At 54.6% G+C, this 12,991-nt stretch carries 9 protein-coding genes, 1 tRNA gene and 2 rRNA genes; 3 read left to right on the top strand and 9 right to left on the bottom strand.

The features are described 5' to 3' along the window. Positions 1-191 precede the first annotated feature (191 nt). Positions 192-3,638: an exodeoxyribonuclease V subunit gamma gene (gene recC / locus VV869_RS21890; RefSeq protein WP_337737069.1), complete on the bottom strand. Its 3,447-nt coding sequence runs from the start codon at positions 3,636-3,638 to the stop codon at positions 192-194. A 268-nt stretch (positions 3,639-3,906) separates the two neighbouring features. Here recC and VV869_RS21885 point away from each other — a divergent pair, with 268 nt between their 5' ends. Beyond that, a complete protein-coding gene (locus tag VV869_RS21885; protein ID WP_337737068.1) occupies positions 3,907-4,812 on the top strand; it encodes a LysR substrate-binding domain-containing protein in 906 nt (301 codons plus the stop codon). Positions 4,813-4,841: 29 nt separating this feature from the next. On the opposite strand, the gene VV869_RS21880 is transcribed toward VV869_RS21885, so the two are convergent. Beyond that, entirely contained in the window at positions 4,842-5,528 is a 687-nt protein-coding gene (locus VV869_RS21880) for a DNA-3-methyladenine glycosylase I (RefSeq protein WP_337737067.1), read from the bottom strand. An 82-nt stretch (positions 5,529-5,610) separates the two neighbouring features. Between VV869_RS21880 and VV869_RS21875 the strand changes: the two genes are divergently transcribed. Both VV869_RS21875 and dapD read left to right on the top strand, forming a co-directional pair. Then, positions 5,611-5,922: a YebG family protein gene (locus VV869_RS21875; protein ID WP_337737066.1), complete on the top strand. Its 312-nt coding sequence runs from the start codon at positions 5,611-5,613 to the stop codon at positions 5,920-5,922. A gap of 276 nt (positions 5,923-6,198) precedes the next feature. After that, positions 6,199-7,230, top strand: a complete 1,032-nt coding sequence (gene dapD, locus VV869_RS21870) for a 2,3,4,5-tetrahydropyridine-2,6-dicarboxylate N-succinyltransferase (protein ID WP_337737065.1) — start codon at positions 6,199-6,201, stop codon at positions 7,228-7,230. A gap of 74 nt (positions 7,231-7,304) precedes the next feature. On the opposite strand, the gene VV869_RS21865 is transcribed toward dapD, so the two are convergent. The 7 genes from VV869_RS21865 to VV869_RS21835 all read right to left on the bottom strand — a co-directional run. Further along, positions 7,305-7,631 (bottom strand): DUF2799 domain-containing protein, encoded by a 327-nt coding sequence (locus VV869_RS21865; protein WP_337737064.1) that lies wholly within the window; start codon positions 7,629-7,631, stop codon positions 7,305-7,307. A gap of 59 nt (positions 7,632-7,690) precedes the next feature. After that, on the bottom strand, positions 7,691-8,896 hold the full coding sequence (locus tag VV869_RS21860) for a multidrug effflux MFS transporter (RefSeq protein ID WP_337737063.1): 1,206 nt from the start codon (positions 8,894-8,896) through the stop codon (positions 7,691-7,693). A gap of 160 nt (positions 8,897-9,056) precedes the next feature. Next, entirely contained in the window at positions 9,057-9,356 is a 300-nt protein-coding gene (locus tag VV869_RS21855) for a hypothetical protein (protein WP_337737062.1), read from the bottom strand. A gap of 163 nt (positions 9,357-9,519) precedes the next feature. Next, entirely contained in the window at positions 9,520-11,994 is a 2,475-nt protein-coding gene (locus VV869_RS21850) for an FG-GAP repeat domain-containing protein (protein ID WP_337737061.1), read from the bottom strand. Between the two features lie 569 nt (positions 11,995-12,563). Beyond that, positions 12,564-12,640: transfer RNA gene (locus tag VV869_RS21845), tRNA-Asp, on the bottom strand. A gap of 14 nt (positions 12,641-12,654) precedes the next feature. Beyond that, positions 12,655-12,770 (bottom strand): 5S ribosomal RNA (gene rrf / locus VV869_RS21840). 115 nt (positions 12,771-12,885) lie between these two features. Next, positions 12,886-12,991 (bottom strand): 23S ribosomal RNA (locus VV869_RS21835); the annotation flags it as partial.

The raw sequence follows: 12,991 nt of genomic DNA, 5'->3' as shown, positions 1-12,991 counted from the left end.
TATATCGAATTTAATGACATTCCTATCTTTTGATATGAGAGATCTTTCACGTTTTCCCCCGGCGTCATTCGCTATGATCCGCCCCACGAAATCGGGTCACCTCTGGACCTGTGGCCGTACGGCAAGCACCCTACAATCTAAAATGATTTGCTGGCGGCCACGCTACTTTTTCTTTCCCTGCTTTCCCTGACCTACGACTCAACTTTCTGTAGTTTCAGCACTGCCGGTTTCAGGTAAGTTTCTGCGGCCAGCGCCGCCGATTCACTGACAGAATCGTCCCATGCCGGCCACACCCGGTTGATATACACATTCATCCCTTCGCCGCTGAACAGATACCCGCCGTTGAACGCTTCGGCCATTTTGAGCCGGGCTTTCTCCTGCGTGTCCTCGTCACTGTGCCAGTTCCCCTGTTTATCCTGACATGCCTGCAACCCTGTCAGTGCTGTGCGCGGGAAATACGGCAGCGGTTGGGACAGTCCCTGATCATAAGCCAGCAACAGGGACGTCAGGTGGATCCGGGCTTCTGCCGCGTCGACCGGGGCCAGCGTGTAGTGCTCATCGACGCCCAGCAAATGCGTAGGCTTGGCCTGACCGGCCAAGGCCAGACAGAGGTGCTCCATCCAGCCCTGCAAAATATCCTGCGCCCGGATCGACCCCGGACGATAACGGACCAGCCCAGCCTGCGTGTGGTGTCTGAGCCAGCCCAGCAAACGAATTGAACGCTCGCCAAGATCCAACTTGAGGTCCACCTCAACATCCGGCAACGGCTGGGCCATCAGCCCGGTCACGGTATCCGCCAGCGTCTCAATCGGCCCGCGCTCCTGTGCCAGCTCCAGCGCGCCGAACTCCCCGAGCGGCAGTGCGCCGGAGGCCTGTTGATAGCGGGTGAAGCGGGTAAAAAGCGCGTCTTTCTGTGCTGGAGTGCCCTGACTGCCGGCCTCCAGAAAGGCGTTCAACAGTTCACTGCGCAGCTGGAAGCGGCCCAGCCCGTCGAGGGCAAACGGCTCATCGTCTTCCATCGCCCCTTTGGCCGGCTCGAAGAAGACTTTCAACCGCCGGTTGAAAAAATACTGCACCGGCAGACGCCAGAAACGGATCAGCTCCGCCAGCTCCAGCTCAGGCTCGGAGCCCTCGCTCTCCGGCTCCCGGGCCAGCGGCTGGCTGTGAAATGCTTCACTCGCCACCTGATGACGCCGGGCAACCGGCAGCCATTCGGCGGCAAAACTCGGATTCGGCCCCTGAAACGCCTGCGGGCTGAACGGCACCAGCGGATGATGGTGTTGCAACGCTTCAGCGATGCGGGCCGCCGATTCATCGGCACCCAGCGGCTGATCCCCCTCTAGACAGTAGCCCTGCTGGCAGTATTCCAGCAGCTCGCTGACCAGCACCGACGGCATTTTCTCACTGTTATCCTGAATCGAACGGCCGACATAACTGATATACAGCGCTTCCTGCGCCGAGAGGATTGCTTCGAGGAACAGGTAACGGTCGTCATCGCGACGCGAACGATCCCCGTAGCGGCCCTGTCCGGCCATCAGATCGAAGCCTTCCGGCGGGATCGACCGTGGGTACACGCCGTCGTTCATTCCCAGCAGACAGACCGCCTTGAACGGGATCGAACGCATCGGCATCAGGGTACAGAAGTTGACCTGACCGGCGAGGAAGCGCTGGCTGATCCGTTCACCGGAGAGCTTGTCATTGAGATAGCTGCGCAGCACCGCCGGACTGATGGCTTCCCGATATCCGGCATCGGCCAGTTGCTGCTCCAGTTGCTCGAGCTTATCGCGGATCATCCGCAACACCATTTCTCCATCGGTATCGACCCGGAAGAAATCATCCAGCAGCTGATTGAGCAGCCCGGTCCACGCCTGCGCCGGTTGCGGCTGCGCCAGCTGCTGACGGTAGTGCATCAGCATTTCGACAAACAGGCCGAGCTGACCGGCCAGCTCGGCGTCCATGCCCTGCACTTCGTCATAGGCCAGAATGCCCTGATACAAGCCGGATTCCTGCGGCATCGCATAGCCAAGCAACATGCGTTGCAGGCCAAACAGCCAGGTGTTCTGGCGCTGGCGCGGCAACTGGAACTCGCTGGCGGTGGCTTCATCCAGCCCCCAGCGGATCCCGACTTCTTCAATCCAGCCTTTGACCCGCTCAAAGCGATCGCTGTCGAAACCGAACTTCGCCATCACTGCCGGGACTTCCAGCAACTCGAGAAGCTCTGAGGCCTGACAGCGGCTTTCGGGGAGACTCAGCAGCCGCAGGAACGCCAGCAACACCGGATTTTCCTGATCGGCGCTGCGATCGGAAATCGAAAACGGAATATAGCGATCGCCCGGCGCATTGCCGAACACCGCCTGAATATAAGGGCTGTAGCTGTTGATATCGGCAACCATCACGATGATGTCGCGTGGCGACAGCGACGGGTCTGCGGCCAGCATCGCCAGCAAGCGATCGTGCAACACTTCCACCTCACGCATCGGCGAGTGGCAGGCGTGAATGGCCAGCGATTGATCCTGCGGGGAAATCGCCAGTTTGTGGTGGCTGGATTCGGTCAGGGTGTCATCGAGACGATCGTCGAGGTTCAGAATATCGGCCTGAATCGCATGCAGCAGGGTATCCGGCTCAATCTCGACAAATGCTTCGACATCGTAGGCTTCCATCTCGGACAACAGGTAAAGGTTGTCCCGGCCCAGCTTACCCAGCGACGCCAACAAGGTATTGCCGACCGCCCCTTCATGGGTGTCATCGACCAGATTCTCTTCCAGTTCGCCTTTGAGCGGCGAGATCAGCTCACCGCGCTCGCTGTGATCAACGCACCACTGGATTTGCTGGCGCTGCCGGGCCGCCAACCGGGCGAGGTATTTGCGATCCCGCACTTCCCCCCAATAATGACGGCACGGGTTGGTGAACATCAGGTGAACATCAATGTGCTTGCCGAGCGCCGCCAAGGCATCGAGATAGCGCGGCGGCAGGGCAGAGATTCCGAACACGAACAAGCGCTTCGGCAACCCGGCCGGGAGCGGCGCGCCGCTCTGGGCATAGCTGTCGAGGGTTTCGATAAAATGATCGTACAGATTGGCCCGGTGATACGGCGACTGGCCCTGCGCCAGGGTCTGGTCGTACAGCGCCTGCCACAGCAGCGGCTGCCACGGGTGATCGCCCGTCAGCTCCGGATCGATCTCCCCCGCTTCCCAGGCCTGGATCCACTCCGGGCGATACACCAGATACTGGTCAAAGATATCGGCGATTTTCCCGGCCAGCTGATACCGTTTGACGGATTGCTCATCTTCCTGCAGATAGCGGGCCAGCGGCTCAAACTCCGGCTGGCTGAGCAGTTCCGGCAACACCGTCATCAGCTTCCAGGTCATGGCTTCTTTATTGAAGGCACTGCGCTCAGGCACATCGGCCAGCACCCGGGTAAACATGGTCCAGATAAAGGTCGCCGGCAGCGGAAACTCAATGTTGGCGGCAATCCCGAAGGAATTAGCCAGCTCCAGCTTCAGCCATTGCGACATCCCCGGGCTTTGCACCAGGATTTGCTCTTGTTCGAACGGGTTCTCCAGCGGATCGAGCCGGATCAGCTCCACCAGCAGGGATTTCAGCAGTTCCAGTTGATTGGAGTGATAAACAGTAAACACGCAGGTCGCTCGCAGACAAAGAAAATTAGTCCGATTGTCTATCAATCCTCGACGCCCTGCAAACGAAAGGCGGAAGCTCTGTCGGCTTTTCAGACCCAACGCATCCCGGACCACCCGCGCGAGAAAAAAGCCGTCGACTTGCAGATGTTTTTTGCGCGTCCAACCGCTGATTCACGGACCGGAGCAAGGTGCCGGGCAACTGAAAATATGGTTAAGCTGCACTGAATCCCTTATGATTCAGGCTCAATCGTATTGAACGGAGCAGGAAATGACGATTGCACTCAAGCAGCTCAACGTCTTTGTCGCCGTGGTTCAGGAAGGCACGATCACCGCAGCGGCGGAGCGGTTGTTTCTCTCCAAACCGGCAGTCAGCATGGCGCTGTCTGAGCTGGAAAAGCAACTGGGGCACAAGCTATTTGACCGCAACAACAACCGGCTGATCATCAACGAGCAGGGCAAACGCTTGTTACCGCTGGCCGATGAGTTGCTGGCACGCAGCCGGGCAATTGAGCAGCTGTTCGATCACGCCGGTCCCATCACCGGCCAGCTGAAGATTGGCTCCAGCGATACCGTGGGCAACCAGATCACCCCGTTTCTGCTGCGTGATTTTCGCGCCCGCTGTGAGCACGAGGAGCAGTCACTGCATATCGCCAATACCACCCAGATCTGCCATAAGCTGAACGAGTTCGAGCTCGATGTCGGTCTGGTCGAGGGGAAAGTCCAGGCTCCGGATTTAGCGGCTGAGCCCTGGCTCGACGACGAAATGGTCGTGGTGTGTCACCCGGAGCACCCGCTGACCCGCCTGCCAGCGCTGCAACTGTCGGATTTGGAGCAGTCCCAGTGGATCCTCCGCGAGCCCGGCTCCGGCACCCGGGAGTTTTTCCTCAACCGGATCGCCCCGCGCTTAGAAAACTGGCAGCAGGCATTTGAACTCAACACCACCGAAGCCATTATCAACTGTGCCGCCGCCGGACTGGGGCTGACCTGTCTGTCCCGCCTTGCCGTGGCCCATGCCGTCAAGGATCGCCGCCTGACACAGCTCGAGCTGCCGCTGGATATGCACCGCCAATACTGGTTGCTGTACCACCGGGAAAAGTACCAGAGCCCGCTGCTGAAACTGTTTATCGAGTTCTGCCGGGAATGGCGATTTCCGGACGCCCGGCCAGCGCCTTAGCCCGATTCTCCCGATCATTATGCAACGCCTTACACCCGGTTATCGCCCAGACTGAAGGCAATGATCTGGCTGATCTGACACAGCGGTCGGCCGGACTCCTGCTGCCAGGCACTGAACGCCTGCTGCATCGCCTGCTGTGAGCGCTGGGTATCCTTGCCGCCGTCGATGATCCCGGTATGACGCAGATAGGCTTCAACATCCTGGCTCACAATGAAGGTATCCTTGCCCATCACCCGCAGCGTATACGGGCCGGTATTGCCGCCCAGCCGCTGACCGTGCTTTTTCAGATAGCGCCACAGCCCGGTAATATCCTCGCTTGGCCAGTTGGCCACCATCGCCGAAAACGAGCCATGTTTCAGCGCGGCTTCATGGATCATCTGGGCATTGGCCGGAATGGTCATCACTTTGCCCAAATGGCGGATGATCGCCGGGTCAGTGGCCTTGCGCTCCCACATTTCCGTCGGCATCAGCAACATTTTCTCGATGTCAAAACCAAAGAAGACTTCCTCGAAATTGGGCCACTTGCTGCGCACCACTTTCCAGCTCATCCCGGACTGAAACACTTTCTGGGAAAAAGCCGCCAGCCAACGGCTGTCCGGAATCGCTTTGATTTCGTCTGCAGTGAGCGGTGTCGCCAGTAAACTTTCCAACACCGCATTGCCGCCTTTGCGCTCCGCTGCACGCGCATGAATCTGATCGAATTTTTCTCTCGCCATCACATTAATTCGCTTCCCTCTGGACAATAGCCACCATGCTACTGTATAAACAGCCAGTAAATCAATTTCGGAGAGGGTGACCATGGCTGTTATCGTCAAATATGTGGTTGAGCGCAACGGAGAAGAAAAGATGACTTTCACCTCTAAGTCCGAAGCCGACGCATACGACAAAATGCTGGATATGGCTGACGAGATGTTTGCTTTACTGAGTGAAAGCGAACTGTTCGAAGATGAAGCCAAGCAAGAAGAACTATCAATGTTCCTGGCGCAAAAACGTGAAGAAGTGCTGATCGCACTGGGTGCCAAGAAAAAACCGGCCCCGACAAAGAAACCGGCTAAGTCGGTTGAAGCCGGCGCTGACGAAGCATCAGAATCCGCGCAAGATGCTGCCTGAGTCCGCTCAGCTTTAACGCATTCTTTTGAATAAACCTCCTTTATGGAGGTTTATTTGCGCATAAAAACCAACTTAATCTGATTACTTTCTCACACCTCACCTCAGTTCCCGGTGCGATCCGCATCAATCTGCCACCAATTTTCATTCAATTACCCGCTCCCCCTTCAATATCGCGCCAAGTGTCATTATGATGGGTTTATTCACGATGAGCTGCGTAGACAAACCACTCGTCTCAACTGCACAGCTCAATCATTTTGACATGGAGAACGATCAATCATGGCCAGCTTTGCCCTCGCCCTTGGTACTGCAACCAAAAACCGCGATAACAAAATCATTGAAGCTTTCTTTCCGGCGCCAGTGCTGAACCCGTCTGATGCACTGGTTTCAGCCATTGCAGATGTCGTCGACTACAAAGAAGGCAACCAGGCCATTGAAGTCACCCCGGCCCAATGTGCAGCGTTAGCGACCGCGTTCAATACTGCCGGTGAAGAGAAAAGTGCCCAGTTTGCCGCCAAAGCATCTCTGTCTTCTCAACCACTGGTGATTGTGGTGCTGGCGAGCGATGCTGCGCCGACGTCCGTGGCCGAAGGTTTCCTGAAACTCCAACTGATCTCGCACCGCCTGGTGAAACCACACGGTGTGGTGCTGGACGGTATTTTCGGCCTGCTGCATAACATCGCCTGGACCAACCAGGGTCCAATCGACCTGCCAGAGCTGGAAGAGCGCCAGATCGAAGCGCGCCTGAACGGCGAAACCCTGACCGTCGATTGCGTCGATAAATTCCCGAAAATGGTGGATTACGTGGTTCCTGCCGGGGTGCGCATTGCTGATACGTCACGTGTTCGTCTGGGTGCCCACGTGGGTGAAGGCACGACTGTCATGCACGAAGGCTTTATCAACTTCAATGCCGGTACTGCTGGCGTGAGCATGGTGGAAGGTCGTATTTCTGCCGGTGTGATGGTCGGTGAAGGCTCAGATATCGGCGGCGGTGCCTCCATCATGGGGACCCTGAGCGGTGGCGGTAAAGTCGTGGTTTCGATCGGTGAGAACAGCCTGCTGGGCGCCAACGCCGGTCTTGGCTTCCCGCTGGGCGATCGCTGCACCATCGAGTCCGGCCTGTATGTTACAGCTGGCTCTAAAGTCCGTATGCTTGATGCAAACGGTCAAGAAGTGGAAGTGGTGAAAGCTCGCGATCTGGCCGGAAAATCCGATCTGCTGTTCCGTCGCAACTCCGTCACCGGCCAAATCGAGTGCCTGACCAACAAGACGGCTGTAGAACTGAACAGCGAGCTGCACAGCAACAACTAATCCCAAGCTTAAATGACGATAAAGGCTGCGTTTGCAGCCTTTTTAATGCCCGGATGACAGGTTTAACCCAAACTCTAGTAACCACGTTCTACTAAGCCATAACTGCCCTGGTGCGGCTTGCAGTCATCCGGATAACCGGGATTCACCACCGTGGTGACTTGTTTCTTGTCGCTACAGTACTCATACCGCCCCCGCAAATAGCCGGCCCGATATTCTTCGTAGTCCGTTTCCGTCATCGCACCCTGTTTACTGAGCCGCTTTTCATCCCATTCCAGGTAGCCCTGCTTGCCGTGATAGGCTCCCAATTGCTCCCATGCATCCTTTTGCGATAACTCTGCTTCATAGGAGCTGACACAGGCCACCAACAGGAGTCCGGCTACTAAAAGACTGTGCTTAAACATCTCATCGCCTATTACAGATTTGCTTCAGCAGCCTTAATTATGGTTCAACTTGTTCGCCATTACCGGACTTCACTTAGCGAGGCAACCGCCTGCTGTCCGCTGGAACTGCGAGTCCCCAGCGTGACCAGAAGCAAGCCGGTCAACGCCGCCATCAGGATCACCCCACCCAGCTGTGCCGGTTGCTGGATCCCGGCCTTCAACAACAGACTACTGGCCAAGGAAGCAAACATCATCTGGCAGGCGCCGGAAAGTGCCGAAACAGTGCCGGATCGTTCGCGATACGGCACCAAGAGTAATGACTGAGCACAAGGAAACGCCAGACCATTGGCCATAGCCAGAAAAAAGTGGCCGGCGATCATCCATGTCGGCATCAGCGGCGACACCATCAGGATCAGGCCCGCGGTCAGTTGCAGAAAAGGAGCGATGAGAAGCATCCGGTGAGCCCCAAACTTCGGGCTCAACCGCTGACACAGTAAACCACCGGAGAGAAACCCGATTGCCGGCACCATCGCCCACAGCGCATATTCATCGGAGGGCATCCCGATTTGCACTTGCATGATAAACGGCAGCAACGAGATCGCCAGCACGACCAGGGCAAAATTCAGCCAGCCAATCCCGGCAAAAATCAAAAAATGGCGCTCACGCAACAGCGACCCATAGGACATCATCAACTGCCCGACCGAGCGCGACTGGACCGGTTTGACCAAGGTCTCTTTAAACGTCATCGCCATCAGCAACCAGATCACCGCAACATATCCCAGCAGTAATCCAAAAACCGCCAGCCAACCGGCATAGTGGTTGATTAGCCCGCCCAGCACAGGCGCAATGATCGGGGTGAATGCCGCCACAATGGCTACCCAGCTCATGGCTTTCACCAGGTGGTGACTCAGGTAACTGTCTCGGATTGTCGCGCGTGCCAACACGGACACACTCCCGGCGCCCAGCCCCTGGATACAGCGACCGACCAGCAGCCAGGTAAACGAATCCGCCTGAAACACCGCAATCAATAAGCCGACCATGGCGATCAATAAACCGGACAGCAACACCGGACGACGACCAATCACATCTGACAGCGGCCCGTAGATCAGCTGAGAGCCACCGAATCCGAGCAAATAACCGGAAACCAGATACTGAGCCTGATCGGCACTGATCCCAAGATCCTGCGCGATCCAGGGCAGTGACGGAAAGATCAATCCGAGGCTCAGCTGACCGATGCTGACAATCAAACATGCCAACAGCAAGGGTTTCCAGTGAAATCTGTCCATATCGCTCCTGTGATCTTCTTGATTCAACTGCCCGGACGCGGGCGATCTATTTATTATCCATAACAATCGGCAAACAAGAAGCAGCGTATTCTACAGAGATTATTTCTTAACAGGAAAGAATGGGGCCGCCCGGTATTCGGGCGGCATCACAACTGTGGGATTACTTATTGATGGTATACGTGAAAGGCTTGGAGAAGGAGAATTTACTCCCGGTGGTGGTGACCTTATTTTGCTTCATCGCTACCAACACTTCTTTCTGGATCCGGATCAGCGAGAAAAAGCGGATCACCATAAAGACGATAAAGATCGGCATGATCACCTGGGCAATCGGGGTCGACTGCATCACCAGATCGTTCAGCAACCAACCGCCGAGCATCAGTAGCATGAGATACAAAGAGTGAGGCTTCAGCACAATCTGAATTGCTTGATCGGTTTCAGTACGTTCAACAAAGAATTTCATGAGATGTTATCCATTCCGGTTTGTGGCCATACCCTCTCACAATCGCTAAGGCCACCACAAGTCCCAATTGCTGCGCCAGGGCAAAGAGTTGTAAACGGCTGTGTCAGGTTGGGCTAAGGTGTTGAAATGGAAATGGCAGCCGGAGCTGCCATTGTTCTCTTGATTATGGTGCAGGTTGGTTGAGGTAAACTTGGCTTGAATGGCCGGTTCGCAGCACTAAATCAATATCCCCATCACCATCCAAATCTCCCAGTAACGGTTGCTCACTACCAGCAGAAAAACGATTTAAAGTCGACAGAACAAAGTTTCCTTTGCCGTCATTCATATAAATTTGAGGTTTCCCTCCGAGAACCAGATCTAAATTCCCATCTTGATCCAGATCGGCCATTGCCGGTGTTTTGCCGTTGGTTCCCAAGTCCACATCCGCCAGCTCAAAGAGGCCCTTACCATCATTCAGAAATAGTTGGTTCACTTCCGCCGCGCCATGATGGTTAATATTGGTGATCACTAAATCTGCATAGCCATCACCATTCACATCGCCAGTTGCCACATCATAATGCTTATCTGTAGCAGTACTAACACTGACGCCTAAGCGTTGACCAGAGTCTGTAAAATGACCTTTGCCATCATTCCAGAAAATCATATTTTTTTGATCCCCGCCGGCCCAAATAATATCCAGGTGATGATCTCCTGTCACATCGGCAAGGATCACATTGGCATAGCTTTGGCCTGACACATGACTCAGTAAACCGAATTCATCCTGGAAAACACCCGTACCGTTATTGAGCAGCACACGTGGCGCCGCCCCCCTTTCCAGAATGACGATATCTAAATAGCCGTCGCTGTTCATATCTCCGAGAGCAACTGCATCACCCGATTTGGCACTCAGTTGCTGTGATGATATCAGCCCGCCTTTGCCATCATTGAAATAGGCTGTTATTCCCTCGCTTGCCGCCCGAACAAGGTCCGGATGACCATCGCCGTTGAGATCGCCCACGGCAATTTTGCTGATATCTGTTTTTTCACCGGATGAAAAAGACGACAAGGACAGTAATCCCCGACCGTCGTTCAGGAAAATTTGCTCCCCACTACGCCGTGGCGCAAGAATCACATCTAATGCGCCATCGCCATTAAAGTCTGTCATGGCACTGACATCAATGTAAAAATCTTCGCCTTCGCCAACTGTGAGTGACTGACTGAAAACAAACTTCCCGTCTCCAACACCAGGACCTTTCTTGAGTGTCAGCAGCATATTTTCAACAGCCAAAGGGGCGATCTGAAGCACTTCAATCGCCTCAAAGGTATCGCTGGCCGCTTTGATTTCATGCTCACCTGCAACCAGGTGGAATTTGATTGAGCCCGTGCTGTATTGATCCCCGGTCAGGCCAATCTTCTTGCCATCGACATAAACCGGCACGCCAATCGCCGGCTGCTGGTGTTGATCGATAACATTCAGCATCAGGGTCCCCAGAATCCGCCCGCTGATAATGCTTTCACGCTTCAGTGCCAGCTGGCAGCCTAAGGTCTGGTTCAACACTACATCGATTTGGGTGTTACAGCTGGCAAAGGGTGTCTTGCTGTAGTTCTGGCTCGCCTCATCAATATGGTGAAACGCGACATAAGCATCAACGCGATCCGCGCCACCGGTTTCCAGCTCAACACTGGATTGGTAGTGACCATTCACATCATTGACGGTCAGCACCACTTCCTGAAGCGGGGTCTGCTCCCCGGAAAGACGGACGATCATCGCCAGGTTCTGTGCCGAATCCACTTCGGCCACAACCTCTTTCGGCACGGTAAACGTAAAAGTGCCGACATCTTTTAACGGTGACAGATTCAGGCGGACATCGGCCTGCAGTGGAATCACGTCTAACTGGGCGTCTTCCCCTTGCGAAAAATTGACGGTGCTTGCCGTGTCTTCATTTTTACCCACCATCAGATCGCCGTCGTATAGATGCAAATCAAGCTGATACTGGCCCGGTTGAACATTGATAAAAACTTCGGCAAGTCCGGTTTCTTTATTGATGTCGTAAACCGTCTCATCACCGCCATTCAAAGACAGACCAAACTGCGGGTCCGTAAGCCCTGCAAGCTCCGCTGCCGGCCAGGCGAATTTCAATGTCGAGGCATACTGAACCTGTTCGAAATCACTGATAATCTCCCCCAAGTTCGGCAACAGGACGAAATCAATTTCCGGTTGAGCATCGTCCAGGATTTCTTCTCCAAGTGCCTGAGCCACATACTGGCGTTGCTTGCCGCCCTCAGATGCCAACAACAACCGGAAGTCATACGTGCCCGGCTTCAGGGTTAATGCGCGGTGGGAGATCGTTTCCACCTCACCTAGCGTGTCGACTTTCTGAGTCACCGGCCAGTCAAAGACCTGCTTATCATTGGTTACCACGTTAGTGACTTCCAGCTGACCATTGTAGCGCGTCGCACTGATCGCGCTTTTGGTGACACTAAAACCAGCGGTAGCAACGCTGTCCTGCGCTGGCGTATTCTTTTCAATGGTCTGCAAATAAGTTGCCGCAAACTGCGTGTTCACTTTGAGTGTATCGGCTTGTGGCTGAGTGGCCACCGACGCATCATCTCCACCACCACATCCCATCAGCAAAGCGCTCAATACAAAAGCGCTCAAGCATTTTTTATTTAATTTTTGCATAGCTATTCAAATAACCTAATCCCAATCAATACGCATCCAAATGCGCAACAGTTAACATTGGGGCAAGCTAGCACAATCACCATTTAAAACAATAAGTTGTATTGTCACATGGCGTTGTCTGCCTGAGAAATCAGCAATATTTCACCAATAAAGGGCGATCATGAGTCTTCCATTTATACATCGTCGTCATTGAACGCTTCCCAGCATCTCCGAAAAAACGAACCAAGTTGAATTTTTACTCTACTTTCAGGGATGAAAATGGGAGGACGTGCAGCAGAACGCTTTCGGGTAAAGACAGACATGGTCAGTCGGGGCTGACCTTCCAGATGAGACCAAGAGACCGATTATCTTTAAACGTAAAAAAGCCCCGCTATTTCTAGCGAGGCTTTCGAAGAAGTGGCGGAGCGGACGGGACTCGAACCCGCGATTGCCTTCGGCAGCGTGACAGGCCGCTGCTTTCAAGGTAAAAAAACTAACCAACTGAACAACCGCTCTATACTGCACATACAAAAAATCCCCAGCATTGCTGCTAGGGACTTAATGATTGGCGGAGTGGACGGGACTCGAACCCGCGACCCCCGGCGTGACAGGCCGGTATTCTAACCAACTGAACTACCACTCCGCACTAAATTGGAAGCCTGGCGATGTCCTACTCTCACATGGGGAGGCCCCACACTACCATCGGCGCTGCTGCGTTTCACTGCTGAGTTCGGCATGGGATCAGGTGGGTCCGCAACGCTATGGTCGCCAAGCAAATTCTGTTTATCTTACGCCTCGGGCGGAAGATACAATCTCGGAAAATCTGACTAAAGTCTCAACACATCATTCAAGTGCTTATGGAGTCCGTAAAAACCCCTTGGGTGTTGTATGGTTAAGCCGCACGGGCAATTAGTACAGGTTAGCTCAACGCCTCACAGCGCTTACACACCCTGCCTATCAACGTCGTAGTCTACGACAACCCTTCAGAAGGCTT

This window comes from Photobacterium sp. MCCC 1A19761 (assembly GCF_037389125.1).
Classification (GTDB): Bacteria; Pseudomonadota; Gammaproteobacteria; order Enterobacterales; family Vibrionaceae; genus Photobacterium.
This window is presented reverse-complemented; position numbering and strand designations above follow the sequence as displayed.

Bases quoted from the DNA above. Each gene is read 5' to 3' on its own strand.
- VV869_RS21865 (WP_337737064.1), bottom strand. From the start codon at position 7,631: ATGTTTAAGCACAGTCTTTTAGTAGCCGGACTCCTGTTGGTGGCCTGT.
- dapD (WP_337737065.1), top strand. From the start codon at position 6,199: ATGGCCAGCTTTGCCCTCGCCCTTGGTACTGCAACCAAAAACCGCGAT.
- VV869_RS21875 (WP_337737066.1), top strand. From the start codon at position 5,611: ATGGCTGTTATCGTCAAATATGTGGTTGAGCGCAACGGAGAAGAAAAG.
- VV869_RS21885 (WP_337737068.1), top strand. From the start codon at position 3,907: ATGACGATTGCACTCAAGCAGCTCAACGTCTTTGTCGCCGTGGTTCAG.
- VV869_RS21860 (WP_337737063.1), bottom strand. From the start codon at position 8,896: ATGGACAGATTTCACTGGAAACCCTTGCTGTTGGCATGTTTGATTGTC.
- VV869_RS21880 (WP_337737067.1), bottom strand. From the start codon at position 5,528: ATGGCGAGAGAAAAATTCGATCAGATTCATGCGCGTGCAGCGGAGCGC.
- VV869_RS21855 (WP_337737062.1), bottom strand. From the start codon at position 9,356: ATGAAATTCTTTGTTGAACGTACTGAAACCGATCAAGCAATTCAGATT.